Annotated in this window: 18 protein-coding genes and 1 pseudogene; 4 read left to right on the top strand and 15 right to left on the bottom strand. The window is 58.3% G+C overall.

The features are described from left to right. Nucleotides 1-45: 45 nt before the first annotated feature. Nucleotides 46-1,923, top strand: a complete 1,878-nt coding sequence (locus HNR46_RS04545) for a tagaturonate epimerase family protein (protein WP_184016222.1) — start codon at nucleotides 46-48, stop codon at nucleotides 1,921-1,923. 23 nt (nucleotides 1,924-1,946) lie between these two features. Here HNR46_RS04545 and HNR46_RS04540 read toward each other — a convergent pair whose 3' ends face one another. From HNR46_RS04540 to HNR46_RS04525, 4 genes are all read right to left on the bottom strand, one after another. Further along, nucleotides 1,947-2,546, bottom strand: a complete 600-nt coding sequence (locus HNR46_RS04540) for an SGNH/GDSL hydrolase family protein (RefSeq protein WP_221285008.1) — start codon at nucleotides 2,544-2,546, stop codon at nucleotides 1,947-1,949. Between the two features lie 11 nt (nucleotides 2,547-2,557). Further along, nucleotides 2,558-2,845 (bottom strand): hypothetical protein, encoded by a 288-nt coding sequence (locus HNR46_RS04535; protein ID WP_184016220.1) that lies wholly within the window; start codon nucleotides 2,843-2,845, stop codon nucleotides 2,558-2,560. 204 nt (nucleotides 2,846-3,049) lie between these two features. Continuing rightward, on the bottom strand, nucleotides 3,050-7,846 hold the full coding sequence (locus HNR46_RS04530; protein WP_184016219.1) for an arylsulfatase: 4,797 nt from the start codon (nucleotides 7,844-7,846) through the stop codon (nucleotides 3,050-3,052). Between the two features lie 95 nt (nucleotides 7,847-7,941). Then, a complete protein-coding gene (locus HNR46_RS04525) occupies nucleotides 7,942-8,748 on the bottom strand; it encodes a PEP-CTERM sorting domain-containing protein (RefSeq protein WP_184016218.1) in 807 nt (268 codons plus the stop codon). A 244-nt stretch (nucleotides 8,749-8,992) separates the two neighbouring features. Here HNR46_RS04525 and HNR46_RS04520 point away from each other — a divergent pair, with 244 nt between their 5' ends. Together HNR46_RS04520 and HNR46_RS04515 are read left to right on the top strand one after the other, a co-directional pair. Further along, nucleotides 8,993-9,523 carry a sigma-70 family RNA polymerase sigma factor gene (locus HNR46_RS04520; protein WP_184016216.1) on the top strand — a complete coding sequence of 177 codons (531 nt, stop codon included), beginning with the start codon at nucleotides 8,993-8,995 and terminating at the stop codon, nucleotides 9,521-9,523. Beyond that, nucleotides 9,520-11,067 carry a LamG-like jellyroll fold domain-containing protein gene (locus HNR46_RS04515; protein ID WP_184016214.1) on the top strand — a complete coding sequence of 516 codons (1,548 nt, stop codon included), beginning with the start codon at nucleotides 9,520-9,522 and terminating at the stop codon, nucleotides 11,065-11,067. The genes HNR46_RS04520 and HNR46_RS04515 overlap by 4 nt, the downstream gene beginning before the upstream one ends. A gap of 84 nt (nucleotides 11,068-11,151) precedes the next feature. Here HNR46_RS04515 and HNR46_RS04510 read toward each other — a convergent pair whose 3' ends face one another. The 9 genes and pseudogenes from HNR46_RS04510 to HNR46_RS04470 form a co-directional block, all read right to left on the bottom strand. Then, entirely contained in the window at nucleotides 11,152-11,811 is a 660-nt protein-coding gene (locus HNR46_RS04510) for an alpha-L-arabinofuranosidase C-terminal domain-containing protein (protein WP_246417941.1), read from the bottom strand. 6 nt (nucleotides 11,812-11,817) lie between these two features. Continuing rightward, nucleotides 11,818-12,493: pseudogene (locus HNR46_RS21620) on the bottom strand (alpha-L-arabinofuranosidase C-terminal domain-containing protein); the annotation flags it as partial. Between the two features lie 1,068 nt (nucleotides 12,494-13,561). Beyond that, nucleotides 13,562-15,148, bottom strand: a complete 1,587-nt coding sequence (locus HNR46_RS04500) for an Rne/Rng family ribonuclease (protein WP_184016208.1) — start codon at nucleotides 15,146-15,148, stop codon at nucleotides 13,562-13,564. A 25-nt stretch (nucleotides 15,149-15,173) separates the two neighbouring features. After that, nucleotides 15,174-17,327, bottom strand: coding sequence for a peptidoglycan D,D-transpeptidase FtsI family protein (locus HNR46_RS04495; RefSeq protein WP_184016206.1), 2,154 nt, complete (start codon nucleotides 17,325-17,327; stop codon nucleotides 15,174-15,176). Between the two features lie 10 nt (nucleotides 17,328-17,337). Beyond that, complete coding sequence (locus HNR46_RS04490) at nucleotides 17,338-17,919, bottom strand: hypothetical protein (RefSeq protein WP_184016204.1); 582 nt, start codon at nucleotides 17,917-17,919, stop codon at nucleotides 17,338-17,340. Further along, nucleotides 17,916-18,785, bottom strand: a complete 870-nt coding sequence (gene mreC, locus HNR46_RS04485) for a rod shape-determining protein MreC (RefSeq protein ID WP_184016202.1) — start codon at nucleotides 18,783-18,785, stop codon at nucleotides 17,916-17,918. The genes HNR46_RS04490 and mreC overlap by 4 nt, the downstream gene beginning before the upstream one ends. A 34-nt stretch (nucleotides 18,786-18,819) precedes the next feature. After that, on the bottom strand, nucleotides 18,820-19,848 hold the full coding sequence (locus HNR46_RS04480) for a rod shape-determining protein (protein ID WP_184016200.1): 1,029 nt from the start codon (nucleotides 19,846-19,848) through the stop codon (nucleotides 18,820-18,822). Nucleotides 19,849-20,062: 214 nt separating this feature from the next. Beyond that, nucleotides 20,063-21,334: an ATP-dependent Clp protease proteolytic subunit gene (locus tag HNR46_RS04475; protein WP_184016198.1), complete on the bottom strand. Its 1,272-nt coding sequence runs from the start codon at nucleotides 21,332-21,334 to the stop codon at nucleotides 20,063-20,065. 59 nt (nucleotides 21,335-21,393) lie between these two features. Beyond that, nucleotides 21,394-22,254: a hypothetical protein gene (locus tag HNR46_RS04470; protein WP_184016196.1), complete on the bottom strand. Its 861-nt coding sequence runs from the start codon at nucleotides 22,252-22,254 to the stop codon at nucleotides 21,394-21,396. 116 nt (nucleotides 22,255-22,370) lie between these two features. Here HNR46_RS04470 and mnmA point away from each other — a divergent pair, with 116 nt between their 5' ends. Continuing rightward, nucleotides 22,371-23,450 (top strand): tRNA 2-thiouridine(34) synthase MnmA, encoded by a 1,080-nt coding sequence (gene mnmA, locus HNR46_RS04465; RefSeq protein ID WP_184016194.1) that lies wholly within the window; start codon nucleotides 22,371-22,373, stop codon nucleotides 23,448-23,450. Between the two features lie 25 nt (nucleotides 23,451-23,475). Here the strand turns inward: mnmA and HNR46_RS04460 are convergent, their stop codons facing one another. Beyond that, on the bottom strand, nucleotides 23,476-24,246 hold the full coding sequence (locus HNR46_RS04460) for an Hsp33 family molecular chaperone HslO (RefSeq protein ID WP_343076013.1): 771 nt from the start codon (nucleotides 24,244-24,246) through the stop codon (nucleotides 23,476-23,478). Between the two features lie 55 nt (nucleotides 24,247-24,301). Further along, nucleotides 24,302-25,102 carry a DNA-methyltransferase gene (locus HNR46_RS04455; RefSeq protein ID WP_184016192.1) on the bottom strand — a complete coding sequence of 267 codons (801 nt, stop codon included), beginning with the start codon at nucleotides 25,100-25,102 and terminating at the stop codon, nucleotides 24,302-24,304. Between the last annotated feature and the right edge of the window lie 63 nt (nucleotides 25,103-25,165).

Below are 25,165 nucleotides of genomic sequence, written 5' to 3'. Positions count from 1 at the left end.
GGCTTGGAGTTTGTCAGACAACTTGTTGGGATGGGCCGGCAATCCATGAGCGCGATCAACGACTTTCTCCTCACTCATCAACTTCGGCTTTCGACAAACCCGTGCATCAGCCCTGACTTTTGTCTCGATTGGCCGACCCTCGCTGCGGAATTGGCATTTGGATCGGGATTTGCGGTCTATCCGCTAAGCGAAGTCACCACCGAGGACGGGCTGTGGAGCATTGCCGAAAATGAGGCGGGTGATCACGCGTGGATTCTCCTTCCGAAATCCGGCGGACGCGGTCGGTTGGCCCTTTCAGGAGAGGCCGTCGAGTTGCCGGATGGCTCGATCGCCTTCCCCGCCACGTTTGAGCACCTGCTCGAGATGAAGAATGCGATTCAGGAATTCGATCCCGATGCGACGGTGTTTCCCACGGCCACACCTCGACTTGGTTCATCGACGATTGGTGTGGGTGCGCGCTTCACGACGCTACATTGGCCCGGGGTTGATTGGGCGATGGCGCAATTGGGAATCGGCGTCACCGCCAACCAGAATAGCATCCCGAGGGAGCTGGTGTTTGATGTCGAAGCGATGTTGGCGGACCGATTGGCGAAGGTGCCGTTCCCATTCATCGGAACGGATGTTCCGGAGGGCCACCAGGGACAAAGTGTCGAGGGCATGAGTCACGGTTGCGTAATGGCAAAGCTGAAAACCGGATTTCATCGGCGGAAGATTGCGTGGAGTTTCAATGCCGATCACCAGCCGATCGGTGGGTGGTATGACGAGCGGGAGGACTCGTTGGTGGAGGGGTGTTTGTTGGCTTCCTACATCACTTTTGACCTCTCTCCAGAGCTCAGCGTCACCCCACTTCCCGAGGGTGCGAAGGCGCAGGCGGAATATGTTGTTTCCGAGATCGATGCGTCTCTGGTGGAAAAGGTGAAAGGTCGGGTGGCGGATGCCGGGCTGAATCTGGACCCGGCGGAGTTCAATGAACTGCTGTGCCGCGTTTGGCCGTCGATGGATAAGATGAAGATTCGTGATGAGAAATACCGGGCGATAAGGGAGAAGCATTTCACGACCGAAGTGGGCTGCTCATATCTGCGCGAGCTTTCCATCGATGAATTACCGGGCCTGACCACTGCCGAAACGACCGCGATCATGTTGGCGTTGTGTGAAGCCCTGGAGATGCCGGTGAATTTCATCGCGCCTGCCTTTGGATTTCAGAAGAACATGCCCTATCCCGACAATGGTGAACTCCGCACGATGATCGAGCGTCAGTGGGAGGTTTGCCGGACATTTGGGGTGAGCATCGGCTTCCATTCCGGGTCGGGAAAATCGGCCGAAAATTATCAGGTCATGGGAGAGGTCACCGGTGGCCAATTGGAGATCAAGACCAGTGGCCGCTACACCTATGAGATGGGGCGGGCACTTTCCGCTTCCAGTGACGAGGGAGACCAGGCGTTGTGGAAGGATTGGTATCAGTTCACACTCGATCTTGCGGTGGCCGGGGCTTTTGCCGAGAGCCGTACGGAGCAATCGATGGCCCGAAGTTTCATTGTCGAATCTCTGAAGACGGCGGGAGTTGAAGTGAGTGATGATCTGTTTTCCTCCAGCGAGGGAACTCGGGAAGTGCTGACGTCGCTCAAGGCGGATCCCGAGTGGATGTTCTGGTTCGAGTATAACTTCCTTTACATCCTTGCAGCCGGAGGAAAGGCGGACAAGGCAGCGTTGGGTGATCACTCGCCAGCTGGCTACCGACAACGAGAGCGCTTCTATGCGATCAGCGACGAAGGTCGCTTGAAGTTTGCTTCGAACGTCGCACGATATATCATTTTTCTATGTAAGAACACGGGGATCGTGGCACCAGAGACTTGCGAATCTGCTGAGAAAAAGCTCTCCCATTATGCGCGTTTCGACGAGTTCCTCACTGATATTGCGGGCTAGTCTCGAATCAAGACGAGAGCCGCTTACTTCTTGCTTTGCCACGCGGGAATGGCAGCGGCGCGTTTGCTGAAGAAGTTTTGGAGGGGGTTGGGGTACAAGGCCTTCAAGCCTGCGATCACACACTCGGCGTTGACGACGGCGCCGTCCCAGCCGGTGTGAAGGTTCTCCTTGGGGGAAGGAACGTAGAGTTTCTCGACCTGTCGCTGTCCCAGGACTTCATATCGTTGCCCAATGATTTCGTTCAAGGAGATGAAGGGCGTGTCGGTTTCTTTGGCCGCCTGCCATGCCCATTCGGCGTGAGATCCTCCACGCTGAAACTTTCCGTCCGAAGACCATGCTTTGCGTGGGGTCAACGAGCAGATGATTGGGGTGCCGCCTTGGTCCCGGGTGTCTTCGACGTATTTGCGAAGGTACCAGCCGAAACTGTGGACCGTCTCGTCACCCTTTTTCTCCGTCGCATTGCCGACACCATTGAGCGCTCCTTTGCCATTCGCGCCGCCGTTGTCATTGGCACCGAATTGGAGGATGAGGACATCGCCTTCTTTGATTTTGGATCGAACATCTTCCCAAAGATCGTTGAAAAAGGATCGACTGCTGGTTCCTCCGAGCGCGCGATTTACCAAATTGATCTTTTTTAAGTCGAAGTAGGCCGTGATGGGGCGCCCCAACCCCACTTACCTTCCGGGCCATTGTCGCCTTTCGATCCATTGCGGACGGTGGAATCTCCAATCAGCCAGAGGGTGGGGAGGCTTTTCTTTTGCGGGACCGGGGGGACATAGCGGCCTGGGCCCTCGCCCGCTTGGGTTTCGCGTGGGACCTGATCGGACTTCAGTGTGGGTTTCGCGATGCCTTGTGCGAGTGCCGAAGTCGTGAAACTGGCTGCAAGTGCGGTCACGAGGAAAGTGCTGGCGAGTGTCTTCATGGGAGGGGAAAATGAGGAAACGATAGTTAGGTAAGATGTCGCTCCCATCGCGAGGCTGGAGTTTGACTTTGTTTCTCTGGACGACCGCGAGCAGAGAAAATGATCGGGAATGCTGAGGATTGAAAAACGAAAAACCCGCCCCCAAAGAAGGTGGGCGGGTTGTGAGCTGAATGGGCCACGATTGAAGGGTTCCCGGCGATTTTCTCAATCGACCTGCAGCACGCAGAACAGGTGAGGCAAGCCCCGCAATGAGGGGGGAAGGGTCATGGCGACTGTCTGGTAGCCGTCTTGTTCCGAGAGCACTTGAGTTTCTTCATCACTGAGAATCGACCATTGCGACACGGGTCGGGTGAGGTCGGTCGAATAGCGAATCTGGAATGGAATCCCGGCTTCCAAATATCCGGCGGCACGCCGCATCAAGAGAGCTGGACCATTGGGAGAGTCCCCCCAGATGGCAAGGGCTCCTTGGGTCGGATTGTCCGCAATTCCGGGATGGGTGCCTAGCAACCATTCACCGGCTGTCGTCACACCATCTTGATCGGGATCGGCGTCAGGATCGGCATGGGCTTCCAATAGACCCGAATCCAAGGCGTAAGGCCCGATGAAGGATTCCAGCAAGGGAAGGGGGGCGACGATCAGATTGTCGATCGCCACAAAACTTCTCGAGGACGCGGTGATTCCAAGTCGTGAAGAATCGGCCTGTGACCAGTTGAAGGTTGATTGATGAATGGGGGACCCATTGAAGAATACTTTTACCGTCACGCCATCCCCGAGGTGAAATCCTCCCGCGGTTTCTACGGCAAAGAGCCACCTTCCGGTGACTGCTCCGACTTGGATGGAAGCGATCGTTTCCCCTTGGACCCGAAGGTTGAGCTGTCCACTTGCAGTGAGGTCAGCGAAATACTCAGCTTTGTCAGGAGCACTGAAGGCATCGAGACTGCCAGGAATGCCTCCGGCGGTGGCTTCGATTTCAGTGAGGCCGATCGCCAAGCCGACAAGGTCGTCTCCCTCTTGGGGGGCGGTCACAAGGTCGAATCCGACGCTGTATCCGCCGGTGGCATGGGTGAGTGGGTCATCTAGATTGATCGCTACTCCGCTGGAGCTTTGTCCGGAGATCCTCAGTTGCTTGTCCACGATCTGCATGCCGGCAGGTTGATGGCCTTCCAGATAGACTTGATGGAGCGGCTGCTGGTTCATGCCGATGAGTCGACCGGACAATCCAGACTGGTTGGCGTCCAGGTCGTCGCTGTCGGTTCGATTGAAGTCATCGACGAGAAATTCCCGTCCCCGCGGCATGATGAAGGGCGCGGATTCGATGGCTGGGAGAGCGAGTTTTCGGTTGGCATCAAGGCCCTCGTTGAGATCCACCCAGTGGTTGAAAGCGGTCGCCATTTCCGCGAGCATGGCGGGTTCGTGGAAGGCGAGATTATTCATCTCGGTAGGATCGTTCTTGAGGTTGTAGAGTTCGGGAACGTTGCCGGGGAGGTCGGAGGTCTGGGGAGAGGTGAAGGTTTTTGAGACCAACTTCCAATCGCCGCGGTAGAGTGCGCGATTGCGTTCGTGTTCGATCATGAGGTCGCGTGGCGCGAGACGAGCCCCCTGGAAGACCGGAACGAGCGAGGTTCCTTGCGCGGGTTCGACGTTGTGGCCATGGAACGTTTCCGGGTAGCGGATCCCGGCGATGTCGAGCAGAGTCGGGAGAACGTCGATCACGTGGCCGCGCTCGTCAGTCCAGCTTCCATCGAGGCTGTGGGGAATGCCCGCGGGCCAGTGAGCGATGAGTGGGGTGCGGGTGCCGCCTTCATGGGTGTGATGTTTGAAGTAACGGTACGGTGTGTTGCTGACATTGGCCCAAGCTCCGCCGATCCATAGGTTGGCTTGTCCTGGTTGACCCATTTCGGCGAGAGCCGTTCCGGTCTGGCGATTGCCTCCGCCGAAGAGTCCTTGCTCGGCATTGCCGCCATTGTCGGACATGAAGAGGATGACGGTGTTGTCCAACTCCCCTTCGGCTTCGAGTTTGGAGAGAATCCGAGCGAGATTGTCGTCGATGTTGTCGACCATGGCGGCATAGAGAGCCATGCGTCGGGAGAGATCGTCCTTCTCTACCGAACTGAGGGAATCCCACTGCGGGATGGGATTGCCGTTGTCGGGATTCGGGCTGGGCGGAGACAGTCGGGTGCCTGGTCGGATGACCCCTTCTGCGAGTTGGCGGTCGAAGCGTCGCTGACGGGTGATTTCCCAACCGTCTTCGTAGCGGTAAATGTCTTCATCCTCGGGATGGGCGTCGGCGATGTCGGTGTAGCGATCGATGAGTTCCTTGGGTGCGGAAAGGTGGAAATGAGGTGCCCCGTAGGCCACATAGAGGAAGAACGGTTTGTCGTCTCCTTTTCCATAGTGGTGGTTGAGGTATTCGAGGGCGTAGTCGGTTTTTGCGTCGGTCTGGAAGAACGGCAGGGTGGCGCGTGGATCGGTGCCGTCGTAGCGGATCGGAAGGATCTCGGAATCGGCCGGGCATAGGTCATATTCCGCGGGATTCCAGTAACCCAGGGCATGATTGTCCGCGAGGTTTCCGCCCCAGAGACTGGCATTGAAGGCGTAGTCGAAGCCGCGGTGCGTCGGAGATGAAAGGGGGGTGTAGTCGGCTTGGTTCTGGTATTCACTGATATGCCATTTCCCGGAGATGTAGGTCCGATAGCCAGCGGTTCGGAGCATTTCGGCAATCGTCACGTTGTTGTCGATCCGCATGGCCGGAAGGTTGTTGTTCGGTTTGGTGGCGGAGGTCTGCACGTGGAGCCCGGAAAGGAGAGCATTGCGAGTGGGGGCGCAGCGTCCTTCGTTGTGGAAGTCTCGAAAACGCAGGCCATGGTCGGCGAGTCGCTGCAAGGTCGGGGTTTGAATTTCCCCACCGTAGGGTGAGATATCGGACCAGCCCATGTCGTCGACGAGCACGACAAGAACATTTGGGAGATCCCCTGAGGAGGCGCTGACCACTTGCCGTGTCGTGCCGGTAACGCCAGAGATCGGATGAGTCACGGTGAGCGTGATTTCGACGTCGCCACCGATCGAGTCATAGGGAATGACCAAGGGGGAGGTGCTGGCTCCCTGAGAGTCGGTCATGGAAGTGACGTCGATGGGCCCCATCGTCGTTCGGTTGGTCGTGATGACGACCTGGCCGTTGGTGGGGAATCCAAGTGTCGACCAGGTGAGCGAGATTTCCGTCTGGCCGGGATCGAGATGATCAGGGGTGACCGATAGAGTGGGCTCCGGTCGGGGAGCAATGAGAGTTATCGATTTTCGATAGGTGCGCCCGGTCTCGGGATCGGCGATGGCGAGGGTGTAGGTCACATCGCCACCTTCTGGATCGTAAGGCACGCTGAAGGGTTCGGAGCTGGTAACTTCGGGATCACCGATCGTCAGTGCAGTCACATCCCATGGACCTTGCCCGGGAAGCGATGAGGTGATGTGGTAGATGCCGTTTTCGATCGGGTTGGAGTGTCCCCAAGTGAAAGAGACGGTGTCGTCCGAGAAAGTGGGTTTGGTGGGAGAAGCGGCAAAGGTGAAGTCGAGAGGCATGGTGACTTCAGGGCTCAGGTCGTCGACGCCACTCGGCTTTCCCGTGGTGGCTTGATAGGCGAAGCCCACCACAATCTGATCGTAGCCAGTATCGCCCAGATCGAAGGGAAGCGCTGCTGGCTGCCAGTCTTCCGAGGAAGAGATCCCCAGTCCCGCTGCGCTCGTGACGAGGAGGGTGGTGAAGTCGCTTCCGGTGTAGTTCGGAACTGATGTGGTAGAGGTCTGGGAGGGATCTCCGGGAGGGATCGCCGTATTGAAATCGCGGAGATCGAGGCCGTGGGTGTTTCCGGAGGGACCCGTGAGATCGATCCAGCCATCCCATTTTCCGGGAACGGTTTCGCGGATGCCCCAAATCTTGACGATGAGGTTTTCTGAACCTCCATTCGGGCGGTGCAGCAAATTCACATGGAGGACTGAGGGACCGGTATGCTGGCGTTCGTCGGTGATGACATGGACGATGCCTCGATGGTTGCCGCTACTCCGCTTTCCACCGTAGTTTGGTGAGTCTCCAGCACCGCCCGGCTCCAGTGTCCAAGTGGAATCTGGATTGTTCGAAGTGTACCATCCATCCCCATGCTGGGCGTAAAGATCACGGAAGAAGGAGTCGCGCCCGTTCGGATCGGTAAGGGTGGGTGCGAAAAGCTCGGTGCCTTCAAAATCTCCGTTTGTCACGGTGAGTTCGGCACTCGGCCGGGGGACGATTTTGAGTTCATCGACCCCGCTTCGGGTGCCACTGGTCTCGGCAAAGGAGACGCCGAGAACGATCTGATCGTATCCGATGTCCCCGAGATTTAGTTCAAAGAAGACATCCTGCCAAACTTCGGCTGGGGCGAGGCCCAGTGAGGCTGCGGTCTGAGAGAGCAGGGGGGTGAAGTCTGAGCCGGTATAGCTGACGGGATCGCCGCTGAGTTGTTGTCCAGTGGCATCTGGGGAAAGTGCTGAGTTGAAATCTCGCACATCCAGGGCGTCGGGGTTGCCGAGGGGACCCGTTTGGTCGACCCAACCGTCCCATTGGCCAGGAGTATTCTCTCGGACTCCCCAAGCCTTGATGACCATCTTCTCGTTGCCGCCGCTGGCTCGATAGAGCACCTTCGCCTGAAGCTTGACGACTCCGGTCGTCTGCCGGTTGTCGGTGATGACATGGAGAAGTGACCTGAGATTCGTTGAGGAATCTTTCGCGCCATAGGTGACCGATCCTGACGGCCCGCCTGGGAGGAGATTCCAATGGGTGGGGTTGTTGGAATTGTACCAACCATCACCGTGGGTAGCATAGGCTTCGTAAAAGAGACCGTCCCGGGAGGTTGTGCCAGTTTGAGAATTGGTAAAGAACTCAGGTCCCTCGAAGTCGCCATTGGTGAGAGCCATGTCCGCCCAAGCGGTGGAGGAGATCACCCCGAGAAGACCGAGGTATCGAAAAACGGAGATCATGAATGATTGGGGAAATGGGTGTCGTCGGCCCAACGGATCCTACCTGCGAAGTTCGCAGGGGTCCGTGGTGGGTAGAGCCGTCGAAGCCAGTGGCTTCAGCGGCGACGGCGGACGAGAAGCCCGGTGGCGGAGGTGAGCATCAGGAAGGTCGCTGATGGCTCGGGAACGATGGTGAGGTTGTCGATGCCGCTCAGGGTGCCTGCGATAGGGGAGTCGTGGATGGCAAAGCCGATGATCACTTGATCGTAGCCTGATGCGCCAAGGTCGAAGGAAAAGCTCAGCCCCGAGTTCCAGCTTGTTCCGGCCACGGCCCCGAGACTGGCGGCATCGTAGCTGGCCAGGGTGGTCAATGAGGAACCGGTATATCCTGGTGTGATGGTGGAGCTGCCGTCGAGGTTGCGGAGGTTGAGGGCATCGAAGTTTCCGAGCGGACCGGTGAGATCGATCAACCCATCCCACTGCACTCCGGGGGTGCCGGCGTCTGAGTCGGTCACGCCGAATACTTTGATCAGGAAGTTTTCATTGCCGCCTTGGGGAAGCATCAGAAGATCGATGGTGGCGGTGACTTCTCCCGTTGTGCTTTGGCCGTCTTCCAAGACGTAGACGATGCCGCGGTGATTCCCGATGGTGCCGGTGCCCCCCGAGGTCACCGCCGCATAGTTGCCCGAGCCGCCTGACCCTCCCGAAGTGATCTGGAAAGTTTTGTCGACATTGGCGGAAGTGTACCAACCTTGGCCTGAGCTTGCCACGAGGTCCGAGGTGATGAAGTCGGGTGCGCCGGAAATGGCAAAATTCAAACCGCCCGATTCGAAATCGCCCTGGGAGACCGTGAGGGCGGCACTCGCTGGAAATACGAGGGCTGATAGAGTGGGAATGAGGTGGTGGAAGGAAGCGATCTTCATGGGTTTTCTGAGTTTGGGACTTGGGTTCAATGGGTTTTTCGAAGGCACAGGGAATCGAAATCGCAAGGGCTGGCGATCCGGTCTCCCATTCAGGGATTTGGGTGGCCGGAAGACGTTGCAGAAAAAATTTCTGATTTCTGCTCCGTGATCGATTTTTGAGGCGTGGAGGGATTTTTTCGGCAACGTCTGGCCTCCTGCCAAATAGCTTGGTATGCCCATGGTTCCTGATCCTGAGTCTCGCGAAATGTCCGACGCTGACTCCATGAACTCCTACACGATGCAATTGATCGCGCTGCAGTCGGAGCTGCGGGTGTTTATTCACCATTTGGCGCCCTATTATGCGGGGACGGAGGATGTTCTGCAGGAGGTGAACATGCTGCTGTTGGAGAAGCGTTCCAAGTTCACTCCCGGAACGCATTTCAAGGCATGGGCATTCCGTTTCGCCCGCAATGTGATGATGAATCACCTTCGGAAGCTCAAGCGGGAGAGGCAGTTCGTGTTCAGTCTTGAGTTGGTCGAAACTCTGGCAGAGGAGCACGAAAACGAACCCGATGACCGTCAACAACGGATGGGGGCATTGAGCCAGTGTTTGAAGAATCTCGATGACGACCATCGTGAGTTGCTTCTCAGTCGCTATCGGAAGTACGGGGCGATCGCCGAGGCGGCGGATGCCTCGGCTCTGACGGCGTCGGGACTTCGGGCGCGGATCCATCGTTTGCGAATCGCCCTGAGACGCTGCATTGAGCAAAAACTCAACCCTGCCTCCCCTGCATGAAACTCGGTGAGTTTGAAAAGTGGGTCCAGCGTGCGATCGACGGCGATCTCGACGAGGGGGAATGGCGAGCCTTGGAGGAGGCCTTGTTGGAATCCGCGGAGTTTCGTCGGATTTTCCGCCATAGCTTCCGCACCCACGATTTGATCCGGCTGCACGCGGAAGCCTCCGTGAGTGCGTATTCGGTAGGTCGGAGTCGGCTGCCTGGAGCGGAAATGTTGGCGCGTCAGCGGCGTAAGGCGGTCAAGGCAGCGTTCATCAGCGCAGCCGCGATCCTCCTCCTATCGGCGGTGTTGCTTCGGCATGTTCTCACGACTGCTCCGGAAAACCGGATCGCCGTCTCTCCGGGAACCATCTATCATCTGGCGCGGACACACGCAGTGTCTCCAAATCAAAGCGAGAGCCTGCAGCCACGCGACCGAATCGTGATCGATGCGGGGGCCATGCGACTCGACTTGAAGAATGGGGTGATGGTTCTTCTGAAAGGTCCGGCAGAAGCCGAATTCGTCGATGCCGGATGCCTCTCGCTCGAAAAAGGATCGGTTTTTTGTCAGGTGCCGGCAGCGGCCAGAGGATTCACCATCGAATCCAAACGCATTCGCTTGGTTGACCTCGGAACCGAATTCGGGATGGAGGTCCAGGATGGCATGTCCCCCGAAGTACACGTTTTTCGTGGAAAGGTTCAAGTTCGTGCCTTGGAGGGGCGACGCGACGGGATGGTGCTCGAGAAAGGACAATCGGCAACCCTTTCTACGGTGGGTTCATGGACACTGGGTGAGGCTGATGATGGGCGGTTTTTCCAATCTTTACCGACGGAGCTTCCTCATTTTCGCCTGAGTTTCGACAGGATCGAAGGCGAGCGACTTGAAGTGGAGGGATGCCTTCCGGAAAGCGAATCGCTCGAAGCGAGATGGCCGTCGATGGGAGCCGAACTGGATCGAGGAAAAATCGGAACTGCAGTTCATTTTGACGGAGAGGGTGAAGCGATCACTTCAAACTGGAGGGGAATCTCGGGAGATCTACCGCGAACTCTCTGCGCCTGGATTCGACTGGATGAAGCTCCGGAGTTTCGTCGTTTTCAACCGATTGTCGGCTGGGGGCGATTTCGAGGAGGCGAGGACGCAGATGTGGGGGTCGGGAAATGTGAGCTTCTCGTTTTTCGCAAAACTCCCGAGGAAGCTCCTCAGCTTCGGCTTTCCTTTGATGGACTGCTGCTCACCGGTTCCCTGCCTCTCACAGAAGGGCAGTGGCATCACGTGGCGGCCGTCTATCACGGGGGGCGGATCTCCGAAGATCACCCTCCCGTGGAGCTGTATGTGGATGGTCAGCTCGATCCCATCGATCCCGAGCGGTCGCTCTATCGCTTGGGTCTGTTCGATACTCCAATGACCTCTTCTGATGGATTGCCATTGCTGATCGGTTCCTCACCCTCACCTGAGCCGGATCGCGGGTTTCGTGGGTCGATCGACGAACTTTTTGTCTTCGGAAGTGCGCTGACGCAGGCGCAGGTTATGAACCTGATGGCAAATGGAGAGCTGGAGGACTAGGCGGCCAATGCTGATCTGAGAGCATCCATCTGGGGTCATCGCCCTGGATTTTTGAATCCCACGACGGCGCATCGTTGGGGGATTTCAGTTTTGCGCCGTCAATAGCCGAAGCACCGTAAAGGAGTAGGGGGCAAGTTCCAGTTGGAACGGTGGGGTCATCTGAAGAGTTTCAACGACGGGCAAGATTTCATCAGGAGTTCCAGCGACGCCGGTATTCACGTGGTCAAGATCGGGTCCGCTGAGTTCCGTTTTGTCGACTTGGGTGATGGTTGTCCCGGCTGGAATCCCTTGGATGTCGATGTCGATGGTTATTGGGCGCTGGTCGCCATGGACCAGCTTGACGAAGATCTCGCCTGATCGACTGTTTTTTACGGTCGAAGCCGAGAAACGGCCAAGGGTTCTGGGCCAGTTCGTTGCCAAGTATCGATCTCCGCTCGCATTTCCGAGAAGCTTTTGGACTTGGTAGCTGAGGGTCGGGAGCACTTGGGTGTTGTTGAAGTAGACAAGGTCGGGCGACCAGTGGGTGTTTTGCGTTCGCGCCAGAAGTGGGGCGTAGGAAGCCATCACCACCACATCTCCGTTTCGCTCCATGCTGGTGAAGTAAGCGGCTTCGGAGAGAGCTGCACGCAACGTGGAACGTCGTCCTTGATCGTGGGCCGCCCACTCACCCAGGTACACTTTTGCCCCGTTGCGGTCGTCGTGATCCCAACGGCCGAGATTCTCCCAGAACCAGTCCGGTGGCATGTAGCAATGCTCGTCGATCATGGGGACTTTCAATCGATTCACGATGTTCCAGCCCTTCTGGTAATCTTCTCCTGCGGGAAGGGGGCCGGCGGTTCCGACGAGGGTGATTTCGGGATGTTTCACCTGCAGCGCCTGAACGATCATTTCAAAACGCTCCTCGAAGGCGTCGGTGATGGCGTCCTCGTTCCCCACTCCCAAATACTTGAGTCCAAATGGGGCTGGATGCCCTGCGGCGGCGCGCTTGGATATCGGCAGGGCCATTCGCCCATTCGACAAGATCGAGGATATCTTGGATGAATGCAGGCATTTCGCGAAGGGCAACTCCTTGCTGACCTTCGCCGTAACGGCCGGTCACGCTCGCTCCTGCATTCTGGCAACTGACCCCGGCTGGAACCACCGGTAGGGGTTCAGCACCGATGTCCTCGCAGAATTGAAAATACTCGAAGTACCCGAGCCCGAGGCTTTGGTGATAGCCCCAAATGTTGCGCTGGCCCTTGCGATGTTCCACTGGGCCGATGCTGTTTTTCCAGTGATAGAAATTGTCGATCCCATCTCCGTGGACCAAGCAACCTCCAGGAAATCGAACAAAGCGGGGCTGGATGGCTGCGATGGTTTCAGCAAGATCTGCCCGCAGTCCATTCGTTCGTCCTTGGAAGGTCTTCCGAGGAAATAGAGAGACCATGTCGAGGGCGATGCGTCCTTTTCCGTGGGCGAGAAGGACCAGTCTCGCATCGTCGACCGATTTTTTGGGGGGCAATGGCATCGCATACTTCTCCCAGGCCGAGTCGATGGTCGAGAGGCGTGCACTGGCGAGTTCTTCGGTCCCATCTCGGCTTTCCAATCGAGCGCTCAATTCGACTCCCGGGTAGGCCACCTGTCGGGCGAACACGGAGAAGTCATAGGTTTCTCCCTGCTGGATCGGAATGCCGCCGAAACCATGGTTGACGACCCCCACTCCGTCGCCGGCGTTTTTTACCCCAAGGACCAAATAGTGGGGATTGTTTGGGTGGATCGGATCGGCACTCTCGCTGATCAGCTGACCCTCTCCTCCTCCACGGGTTTCAAGTTGCCAGAACGAAAGCGGCCCCCAGCCCGGATAATCCGCAGGTGAAAGATCGAAGGAGCGATTTTCGATCAGTTCGGCATAGAGGCCGCCGTCGGCTGAGTAGCTGAGGTCTTCGAAGAAAGCGCCCATCAACATCGGACTGATGGCTGTCTCATGCGCCAGATCGACCGTAAGAAGCTCGGCTTTGCTTGGAGCTCCGAGCGTCACCAGCAAGCAAAGAGACGGAAGGAATCGTTTCACGATGCGGGACCGGAAAGGGGCTGACGGTAGATCAGTCAGCAATGCGCGGAAAGACTCTCGAGAAGCGAAAAGCTTCCGACATCAGGGGGATGTCCAAGAGACTTTAGGTTCGGGCGTCAGAAATGCAGTGCCGCGTCGATGCTTCGGAGGCAGGCACAGGTCTTGAGTTCGATCTGTCCAAACTTTGAGGTTTAGGGAAGCGATAAGGGTACTCTGGTGGTTGCGGAAAGCGTCTCAGTTGAGCCGCCCTTTTCCCGCTCGATGGAGGAGGAGAGGGAGGCTTGAGAAAGCCCAATGGGAATCTCAGATAGAGTTCCGTCACCGGTTTCAGTGAGTCTTCGGGTGACGAGAATGGGCGAGAATTTCTCGAACGAAAGAGGCCCCGAACCGATGCTCTTAGGGAACTCCGGGCGGGGCCTAAAATAGGGAAGCGAGATGATCTCGTTAGACGGACTCGATCGTCTTTTCGGTTTTGGCGTCGATGATGGCAAATCGCTCGCGGTGCAATGATGGATCGGAGCGGAAGATGAGGCGACCGGAGTGCTGGCGTTCCAGGTCGACGAGCAGTTTGCTGTCTTCTTTCTTGAAGCGGTTGAGGACGTCCGAGTTGACGACGACCACGATGTCTCCGCCCTGTTCCCGGCGCTTGTTGATCACGGAGACCAAGCGGCGCTGAATTTCGACGCTCATGGTCATCGGAGTTTTCACCCGACCGCGGCCCTGACAGTAGGGGCAAGGTTCGAACATGGTGTCGCGCAGCGATTCATTGAGGCGCTGCCGGGTCATTTCCATGAGGCCGATCGAGGAAATCTGCAGGACTTGGGTCTTTGCCTTGTCCTTCCGAAGTCGGTCCTTCATCGCCTTGTAGACCGCTTGTTGGTCCTTGCGGTGGCGCATGTCGATGAAGTCGACCACCACCAGGCCGCCGATGTTTCGAAGGCGGAGTTGGCGCGCGACCTCTTCGGCGGCTTCGATGTTCGTTTGCAGGATCATTTTTTCGACGTCCTTGGCGCCGCGATTGCGCCCGGTGTTGACGTCGATGGAGATGAGGGCCTCCGTTTCGTCGATGACGATGTAGCCGCCACATTTGAGCCATACTTGGCGGGAGAAAGCTTCATCGATCTGCTTTTGCAGGTTGAGGCTTTCGAAGATCGGACCCTGGGTCTGCAAATGGTGGATCCGGCGTTTGGCACGACGGGAGATTTTGCCGGCGACTTCACGAACCAGCTCGGTGGTTTCCGGGGAGTCGCAGATCACCTGATCGATTTCATCGGTGAGGAAATCGCGGGCAGTCTTCTCGATCAGGCCGGGTTCTTGGAAGACACAGACCGGAGCGGGTGATGAATCGCGTTTGAGTTCCACCTCTTGCCATTGTTCGAGGAGCATGGCGAGGTCGCGCACAAAGTGACGGGCACGGGTGCCTTGGGCCACGGTGCGCATGATGATACCCATGCCATCGGGAACCGAAAGGCGTTGCATGATCTTGCGGAGGCGAGTGCGCTCTTTGGGATCATCGATCTTACGGGAGATGCCGAATTGCTCGGTGTAGGGCATGAGCACGAGATAGCGCCCGGCCAGTGAGATGTTGGTGGTGACGCGGGGGCCTTTGGTGCCGATAGGGCCCTTGGAGACCTGGATCATGATCTCCGAACCCACCGGATAGATGGTGGGGATGTCTTTGGAGGTGACCTTTTGCTTTTTCTTTTTCGGGCGGTCACCGCGTTCGATTTCCTCCAGACCGGAGTCGAGGGCCGCAGGGATGGCGTCCCAGAAGTGAAGGAAGGCGTTCTTCTCGAGGCCAATGTCTACGAACATGGCCTTGAGGCCGGGTTCGATATTTCGGACGCGGCCTTTGAAGATGCCGCCGACGATATTTTGGTCTCCTTCCCGTTCGACGGTGTATTCCTCAAGCAGGCCGTTTTCCAGGAGGGCGACACGGCGCTCGAGACGTTCGACGTTGATGATGAGGGTATTTCCTTCTTTCGGGCTAGGTTTTCCGATTCCGAAAATGCGTTTGATACGTTGGATCATGGATGCTGGGTAAAATGCAAGCCGGTCACGGGTCGTTCGATTGGGGGTTTTCAGGAACGACGGATCCTTCTTCGTCCACCTCCGGGGTGATGATGGGATCCGGAATGACGGCTTGGTTGGGCAGAGTCACGGTGGGCCGGACTTCGATGGGTTCATCGACGTCATCGGCAGTTTCTCCGACATCGGACACATCGATGGCAGCCATGACATCCTCGGGGAGTGGAATTTCCTCGATGGGATCACGATTGCCTTCGACGGGATCGAGGGCGGCGAGAGGGAGTTGCATGCCTTCATCACGAGCGAGAAGGCCGCGGAAAATAAGGTGGACGAGAGGTCCGCAAACTTTGCCACCGGACTTGCCATTTTGGACGACGACGGCGACGGCGTATTTTGGATTCTCGAAGGGACCGAATGCGACAGTCCACGAGTTGTGGGAACGGCGGCCGTCGTCAGCTGTCTGGGCCGTGCCAGTTTTTCCGGCGATTTCCACGCCGGGAATTTTGGCGCGTCCGGCCGTGCCACCGGCTTCGTTCACGGCCATCCACATGCCCTTGCGGATGAGTTCGAGCTGAGAAGGATCGACGCCTTCCTGAATGAGGTCGAAGCGTAGCTCGGGCTGGTCATCGATCAGGACCTGGCCATCAATGGCGACGACTTTCTTGACCAAGCGCGGGCGATAGTAGCGGCCACCATTGGCGATAGCGGAGACCATGGTGCAAAGTTGCAAGGGGGTGGCCAGTGAGTCTCCCTGACCGATGGCGAGCTGGGCGATATCGCCGGGAGTCAGGCCATTTTTGTGGGTGAAACGCTTCCATGCTTTGGAACCGGGAAGGTTGCCAGGGCTTTCGTTGGGAAGCCGGACTCCAGTCGGACGCCCGAACCCGAGCATGGTGAAACCCGCGACCATGCGTTCTTCGCCGAGGGTGTTGCCCAGCTTGTAGAAGTAAGGATTGCAGGATTTCTGGATCGCCTGCGGCAGAGTCAGGAGGCCATGGCTGCCATGAGATTGATTCCATAGCCAGCAAGCTGGCTTGTAATTACCATAGGTGACGTAGCCATCACATGAGAAGGAACGGGTAGCCAAGCCGTTGAGGGCACCGGTGAGGGAGGTGGCGAGCTTGAACGTGGAGCCGGGTGCGAAAGCGGAAATGCTGCGATCGACCAGCGATCGGCAAGGGTTCTCGTTGTAGGCTTTCCAGGTGTCGGTATCGATGCTGGGGATGAAGTCATTCGGGTCGTAGTCGGGCACGGATGCCATGGCGAGAATCTCGCCGGTTTGAACATCCATGACGACGCCTGCTGCGCGGCCGGCGCGACGCAGGGTATTGGTGACGAGAAACTGAGCGCGGGCATCGATGCTCAAGGTAACGGCCGCGCCTTCTTTGGGAGCACGGTAGTCGGAGAGGGCGGTGAATTTGCCCCTTTCGTTCTTCACCAGAGTTTTGCTGCCTGCGGGGCCGCGGAGCATGTCGTCGAGAGTGGCTTCGACTCCGGCGAAGCCTTTTTCATCGCCGATGTAGTGGTTGAATTTTCGCTTTTCGGACTCTGGGACCTCGCCATTTCGCCAAGGCTGAACATAGCCCAGCAAGTGAGAGGCGAGAGCATGGTAGGGATACTCGCGTTCAGGGCGGACGTCGAGGTAGACACCGGGAACTTCGAGGCTGTGTTCGGCAAGCTTGGCAAATTGCTCGTAGGTCAGCCCCGCATTGTAGGTGTAAGGCACCAGTCCGCGGTAGGTATTGTAATGCTTCTGGAGGTTTTCACCTGAGTAGTTTTTGGCGAGTCCGAGTTCGTTGAGTTTTGGAATGATCCAGGTGTTGACGATCTGAACGATGTTGGTTTCCACGGTCTTCCGTGGCATGCCGTCCTCGGTCGTCAGCTTTTGTTGTTTGGGATCCTGCTCGTGTTGCTGAAGGTAGGAGCGGCGGATTTCTTCAAGGTCGAAGAAGACGACGAAATTCCGTTTGTTGCGAGCGAGGTCGATCCCATTCCGATCGCGGATCACCCCGCGGATGCCGGGTTCTCGAACGGTGACTTCACGGTCACTCGGCACCAGAGATTGGTAGTGCTCCTGCTTGGTGATCTGAAAATAGTAGAGGCGTTTGACAAGCGCACCGAAGCCAGCCAGCACCATCACGGTGAGGAGGAGCACGCGAATGCCTTGATTGAGGAAGTTCATTTCAGGTTCGTCACTCTCCGGGACGACGGCGGGACGTGTCGAGCCGGATTGTGTAGTTGAATCGCTCGGCGAGAGCGAAAAGGATCCAAAAGACGAGCGGAGCGAAAAGGGTGGTCAGGGCGGAGCTGAAAGTGATCTTCATGAGGGTGCCTTGCCCGAAGCTGAAGCCGCCGCGAATGAAGTTGATGAGCAGGTACTCGGTGGTGAGGTAGAGGAAGACGGCGATCCCGCCGAGCAGTGCAGAGAATTGCCAGTTGCCGCGTCGGAACAGGGGACGGATGCCCTGCATCAACATGCCCATGATGCCGTAGAGGATGATGGAGTAACCGAAGCGCAGTGTTTCCACCGGGACCTCATACACGGCGCGATCACCTCCGTGGGGGCCCATCCAGTTTTCCAGGTCGGTCAGGAAACCACAGACAAAGGCGACGAGCAGCATGGCCGGGGGCGGCAAGGTCACGGCTGCGCACAGGAAAACGAGGGCGACCGGTAGGATGCGGCAGCCGGAAAGGGCGGTGAGGGCCGGAAGGAATTGTTGGGCGATCACGGCCAACAACACCATGATCAGAATCGAAAAAAGGTAGCGGATCATCTCGAACCGTCCTTTCGCGGAGAGTGAGCCTCAGCAGGCGCGCTCTCCTCTTCCACTGAGGGGTCCTTTTGGGGGGTGAGGACGAATACAGTGGAAAGGTTTTGGAAGTCGACCGATGGCCGCACGAGGGCCTCGGAGGAAAGCGGACCGGGTTCGACCCGGACAATTTCGCCCAGCAGCACATCTGGCGGGAAGACCCCGCCTTTGCCGGTGGAAAAGACCCGCATGCCTTCACGCAGGCGGGCATTGGGGGAAAGGAAGCGAAGGCGAAGGAGTGGAGTGGTGCCGAATTGTTCGCGTTGGCCCTGGACGATCCCGACCTCGGGACTGCCCTCGACCTTGGCGGAAACTTGGCAGGCTTCGTCGGTGAGGAGAATGACCGTCGATCGGTCCTCGCCGAGTCGATCGATTTTGCCGACGAGTCCGCCATCCGTCACGACGGTGTAAGCGGTGGCGATGCCGGATTTGTCGCCACGGTCGATCTCCATGGTTTGCCACCAAGTGGTGGGTTGCCGACGGGTGATGCGTGCGGCGACGACGTCGAAAGGGTTGCGCTGTTTGAAATCAAGCGCCCTGCGGAGGCTGGCATTTTCTGCCTCCACGGTGCGGAAGCGGGATTCGATCAGCTTGAGCCGACCGAAGTCTTCGCGCATGGCGTCGACCTCTGCCTGGAGTTTGGCAGAGTGGTCGACTTCATCGAGGAAGGCGCGAGCCTTCACTTCCATCTCCGAGCCTACGGTGAGGAAAGGGGAAATGGCTCGGTAGTAGGTGGCCTGCATCGAACGCACGGTGCCCGGGCTCCTCGTCAGGGCCCAGGTTGCCCCGGCGAGGAACAGAAGCAGTGCGAGCAGGTTGAGCGGCCGCATGCCGGAAGGTGGGAGGTGACACCCGCGAGGGGTGTCAGTTCGACGGATGGGTGACGCGCTTCAGGACTTCGAGTTCCTGGAGCATCTTCCCGGTGCCTTCGGCCACGGCGCTCAAGGGATCCTCCGCGATGTGAACGGGCAAGCCGGTCTCCTCGCGTAATAACTTGTCGAGACCGCGAAGCAAAGCCCCTCCGCCTGCGAGAACGATCCCGCGATCGACGAGGTCGGCGGCGAGTTCGGGAGGGCAGCGTTCCAGGGTGGTGCGGACGGCATCGACGATGGTGGCAAGTGGATCGGCCATCGCTTCGCGGATTTCCTGAGAGGTGATGGTGATGGTCTTCGGCAAGCCGGCCACGAGGTCGCGGCCTTTGACGTCCATGGTGAGTTCCTTGGCGAGGGGGGCGGCAGAGCCGAGGCGGATCTTGATGTCCTCGGCGGTGCGCTCACCGATCATCAGGTTGTAGTTCCGCTTCATGTAGGAAACGATGGCTTCGTCGAGTTCGTCGCCAGCCGTTCTGACGGAGCGGGCGTAAACAATGCCGCCGAGTGAGATGAGAGCGACTTCGGTCGTGCCGCCGCCGATATCGACGATCATGTTTCCAGAGGCTTCCATGACGGGCAGTCCGACGCCGATCGCTGCGGCCATCGGCTCTTCGACGATGTGGACCCATTTGGCACCGGCCTGCTCAGCCGATTCCGACACGGCACGGCGTTCGACTTCGGTGATGCCGGAGGGGACCGCGATGACCACGCGAGTATTGCCGCGGTGACGTTGATTCACCTTGCGGATGAAATGGCGAAGCATGGCTTCGGTGACCTGGAAGTCGGCGATGACACCATCTTTGAGTGGGCGGATCGCCACGATGTTGCCGGGAGTGCGCCCGAGCATGCGTTTGGCGTCGTCGCCGACCGCCAGCACCTCATTGGTGCCTGCTTTGACCGCGACGACGGAAGGTTCGCGGAGGACAATGCCTTGATCTTTGACGTTAACGAGAGTGTTCGCCGTCCCGAGGTCGATGCCGATGTCGTTCGAAAACCAATTAGCGAAAAGCTTGGCTAGCATGTTGAAAGTGAGAGTGCTGGAAACAGAGAGTGAGGTGGGGCGCTCACCAGGTTTGGTGGGTTTCCCGAGAGTGAATGACAAAAAAAATCCCCCCCGCGGCTCGACCCGGCGGGAGGGCAGGGAATATGGGGATGCCGACCGTTCCCGGTCAAGTGGGATTCGGGTGGCATTCCGGTGATGTCAAGAGACTTGGGAAGGTTTTCCAGCCTTTCTCTCAGCGCATCCGGTAGTAGCCGTCCGGATTGTAAAGGAAGTAGACGTCTTTGGCGTTGATTCGAGGCAGATACATGACCGGATGGCCTTCCTCGTCGACACTTTCGGTGAGACCCAGGCCTGCGGTCTTCTTGCTCTTGGAATCCGCATCGGCGGCGTCGGGAGAGCGGGTGAATGAGGTTTCTTCGATGCCACTGACGATGTGATCCACCCACTTCAGGTTGGCCGCGTCGGTGCCGAATTCGGACCAGTCACCGCTGGAAGAAGCTTGGTACATCCGTTTGATGAATTCTTCTTTGCTGATGCCCATTTTGGCGGCGATGGGGGTGCCGAAGCGATCCCACCAGCGTTGGCTGTCCTTGAGCAGTTCGGCCTGTTCCGTGAGGTTGAGGCGGCCAAACAAGGTGGAACTGATCTGGTGGTGAAGAATCACCGAGTTCGGGTAGGCGTAGGATTCCTTGGCCAGGGTGGTGATGGCGGCGGCCATCGAGGCAGCGAAAGATTTGACGACCACGTGAACTGGGGCATCGCTGGCTTCCATGGCCTTGAGAATGCGATAACCGGCCATCACCGATCCACCGGGGCTTTCATCGATCACGATGAAGATCGGCTTGGTGGAATTCTGGTTGTTGTAATAGTGAATGCGGTCGGTCACGAAGTCGGCCGTATCGGTGGTGATGGCACCGTTGAGCGGAATCCGCCGGTCAGAAATGACAAGGACACCATCGTCGCGCAGCGGCTGGTCGAGGTACTCAGGTGGGGCGTCCGCGTAGGAGCTGCGTTCCTCCTTGGCGCGGTAGCGTGCGATCTCGCTCTGAAGCTTTTCGAGCTCCAAACTGTGTTCTGCCTGGCTGGCCTTGAGTTCGTTGGTCAGGGCTTCGGCGCGGGCTTTGGCGATGGAGGCTTCTCGGGAAAGGCGCTCTTCCTGGATCTTGGACTCGGTGATTTCGGCCTGGGATTCGGATTGACGCTTGAGTTCGGCGAGGTTCAGCCGCTCGGCGATGAGTTCCTTTTCGGTGCGTAGGCGGGAGAGTTCCGCGCGCATTTCCGAGGTTTCCTTCTTCACGCGCTCGTCGACGAGTGCGTTTTCGAGAGCCAGTCGCTCTTGTTCCGCCTTGGCAGTTTCCTGCGCTGCCGAGTCTGGGGTCGGAGCAGGCTCAGTGGCGGTGGCGATGGTGGGGGTGGTTCCCGGTGAGGCGGTCGCGTCTGCGGCATGCAGCGGAGCGGCCATGGCCAGGGAAAGGAGGGCGGCGCGGGTGAGACGGGTCTTCATAGGGTTGCCGAAACGGTGGTTCAGGAGGATTCTTCGGTCAGAACAGCCGGATTCTTCCATCAAACGTCGCTGGAGGCGCCATTCGTTCGTTCTTGTTCTTCGATTTTCCTCAGTTGTTTCCGGTAGCCGATGAAAAGCACGGTTCCTGCCAGTAGAAGGAAAAGCAGCAGGGCGCCGGCGAGAAATGCGATGAATCGTGAGCCCGTTTTCTGGAACTGTTGATCGCTGACGACGTCAGGAATGGGAGCGCCGGGGGTCCGGGTGAGGATCAGCTTTCCGGCGGAGACCTTGGCTGAAGTGAGTTTCGCCATCGCGGGGCCGAGCTGAGGGTGTTCGAGGTAGCGCTCCAAGATGCGGAGTGTCGAGAAGTGGCCCATAAAGCCCGGGTCGACCTCGGCACCGGGAACTTCGAGGTCTTCCACGCGCAGGGAGAGTTCGCGTTTGGAGAGCAGAGGGGTCACCCGCATGGTGCCGATGAGGTAGCGCCGATCAGAGGTCATCAGGCCCTCTTCGCCATCCTTCGAGAAGCGGGGGCGACCGTTCAGCGGGTAGCAAATGTCGATCAGAAGGTCAGTGTCCCGCACTTCTTTGACGTGGAAGGTTCCCCGCAACTCTTCGAGTTGCGGATAGTGGGCCACGGCGAGGTTGAGATCCTCGGCGTCCAAGGCCAGTTCCGCCGATGCATCCGAGTGGGAGAGTTGCTCCTGAAATGCGGTGAGTCGGTCATCGAGGGCCTTGGCGCGGGCGTCGGTCACTTCGGCGACAGGCAATTCCACCGCTTGGGTGGCGGTGAATTTCTCCATGGCAGCAGCTTGCCGGAAGGGCACCCAGATGGAGAAGCCAATGAGAAAAAGGAGCATGCAGACGGCGGCGATCAGAATCGCGCAGCCAGACAGCGGAGAGCGGGCGGAGGCGGACACGGAGGCGGGCTAAGCTCGCAAGTGCCAACTTCCAAGTGCGAAGTTCAGGGGGGAGAGGTCGCGGAGGTGGTTTTTTGAGGGTTGAAGTTTCCCTCGCCCGGTTCCAAATCCCGCGCATGGCGAAGGTTTTGGTGGGACTCTCTGGCGGCGTCGATAGCTCGGCGGCCGCAGCCCTGTTGATCGAGCAGGGGCATGAGGTGACCGGAGCCTTCATGAAGAACTGGATCAATGCCGAGGGTTTGCCTGGGGACTGCCCGTGGGAGCGAGATCTGGACGACGCCCTGGCCGTGGCTCGAAAGCTGGGAATCGAATTTCGAGTCATTGATCTCATCGACCAATACAAGGCACGGATCGTCGACTACCTCGTGGAGGGGTACCGCAGTGGTGTGACCCCCAATCCGGACGTGTGGTGCAACCGGGAGATGAAGTTCGGGGTGTTTCTCGACTATGCCCTGGAGCAAGGATTCGAGCGGGTGGCGACTGGTCACTACGCCCGCCGTCGAGATTTAGCGACGGGGCAGGCGGCGATCTTAAAGGGGGCGGATCCCAACAAGGATCAAAGTTATTTTCTTTCGCTCATGACTCAGCGGCAGGCGTCGCATGCATGGTTTCCCGTGGGGGAATTGTTGAAGCCTGCGGTGAGGGAAGTGGCGCGACGTCACGATTTGCCAACGGCTGGGAAAAAGGACAGCCAGGGAATTTGTTTCATTGGGGAGATCAAGATGCGGGATTTCATCCGTCACTACATTCCCGACTCCCCGGGAGACATCGTGGATGCATCCGGAAAAAAGCTGGGTCGGCACGACGGACTCCATCTCTACACATTGGGACAGCGAAAGGGACATGGAGTGGCTTCGCCGCGCGATGGGATGGCCTATGTGGTCGTGGCCAAGGACCTCGAAAATAACCGACTGATTCTCGGGTGGGACGAGGCGTCAACGCCGGGTCTTTACTCGAATCGTAGTGTGATCGGGACGCTCTCCACCCTCAACGAGCCGTTCGACCTTGCTCGGCGGATCGAGGTGTTGCCACGCTATCGCGCCAAGCCAGAGCCGTGTCGGCTGGTCCCCATTGACGGTGATCGGGTGGAACTGCACTTCGACAAGCCCCAACGAGCGTTGGCGCTGGGCCAGATCGCGGCCTTTTATGAAGGGGGGCGATTGCTCGGAGGAGGCGTCTTCCAGGAAATCGGTTGAACCGGAAGCATCTCGGCGAAGTCGCTCACATCATGTCGCGCGTCACCGTATAGCGGGCAGCGCAACGGGGGCATTGCACTCTGATGGCTTCGGCCCCCTCGAAAAGCTCATCGGGCCGATCCCGCCAGGAGCCCAGAATCGGGAGGATTTTTTGCAGGTCGCAGCCGCAATGGAACCGAAAGCGCCGGGTCTCAAGCAACTTGGTTTCTTCTGTGGATTCCAGAGCTGCGATGATCTCCGGTGTGAGAGCTTCGAACCATTCTTCATCGAAGTCAGGTTGGGCCGCCACCAGAACGAACGTTTCGTCAGGGAGGCGAAACAGGCGCGCTGGGCGTTGCTCGGACTGGGTGTAGTACTGTTCGATCCAGTGGAGCGGATCCCGACCATCGACTTGGAGCGTCGAGGTGCGGGGTTCCCCGCCTCCTTGAGTCGTCGTTTGGGAATAAAAGAGATCCCGATCGGGCTCGCGAATTTCTTCCGTGAAAAGTCGGCCGGTGATGTTTTCTCCAATGGAGCCACCTGTGACGAAAAAATTGACCCTTGGCGCACGCAGATTGGCGGTCCAGGCGATGGTCTCGGCCCAAGGACGCGCTACCAGATGGAGCGTTAAGCCTGCCAGGAGATCCTTGAGCATCGTGTCCAGCTCTTCGGGATGCCGCAGACCATGCTGCATCAGGTGCAGATAGTAGTCCGTGTAAATGGGGGTCATCTGCCCGCGCACTGCGAGGACGTTGCGGTGGCGCACGAAGATCGACTCGATGCGGGTGAATTCTTCTACGGGGACGGGCTCAGACACGGCCCCGGGCTACGCCCCGGACGGCGAAGTGCCAAGCGCCGAGTGTTTGGGGCACTCAGATCAGAGTTTCGAGTCGTTCCCGGGCGACAGCGAGGTAGTGCTCGTCGAGCTCAATGCCGGTAAAGGCATTCAGGTTCATCCTGTGGGCTGCGACCGCCGAGGTGCCGATGCCGAGAAACGGATCCAGAAGGCGAGTGTCTTCGCCCTGTCCATGGATGCGGATGCACTGCTCGACCAAGGCGACAGGAAAGGTCGCGGGATGGGGGCGCTCTTTGTCGCGGGACTGAATGGTCTCGTAAGGGATGAACCAAGCATTGCCACGGCAGCGCAGATCTTGGCCTCCGGTGTGGCCCCAGCGAGAAATGTTCGACTTGTCCTGATAGGGAACCCCAGCGCCCCGGCGGTCGAGTGGGACGTTCCCGTTCTTCGTCAGGTGGAAGACGTACTCGTGGCAGTCGTTGACGTAGCGCTTGGAATTGATCGGCTTGAAATGGCCGGCGCTGATCGACTCTCCCGACCGGGTTTGGACAGTGATCGACTTGATCCAGTGGAAGGTATTCTGAAGGACGAACAGCTCCTCCGTGAGAGCGAGGAGGACTTGATGGGGGAAAAGAGGATTGGAAGGGGCGGCTCCGACATTGAGGAAAAAGGAACCCTGGGGGTGGAGAACTCTCTTCAGTTCGGCGGCCCACTGCCGGCACCAGTCGAGGAAATCTTCACGCTTGGCAGTGTCGTCAAAGGAGCGATAGGCGATGCCGAGATTGTAGGGCGGCGAGGTGACGACCAGGTCCTGAGACTCCGCCTCGAGAGAGGGGAGAACTTTTAGGCAGTCGCCGTGGAGAAGGGTGGGCTTCAAGAGGATGCGCGCAGAAGGTGGAAAACCGTGAGAGAAGTTGGCAGGGAAATGCCGACTCTGGTG

The sequence above is a fragment of the Haloferula luteola genome (assembly GCF_014201715.1).
Taxonomy (GTDB): Bacteria; Verrucomicrobiota; Verrucomicrobiia; order Verrucomicrobiales; family Akkermansiaceae; genus Haloferula; species Haloferula luteola.
Note: the sequence above shows the minus strand (reverse complement) of the source record. Positions and strands in the feature narration are given on the sequence as shown.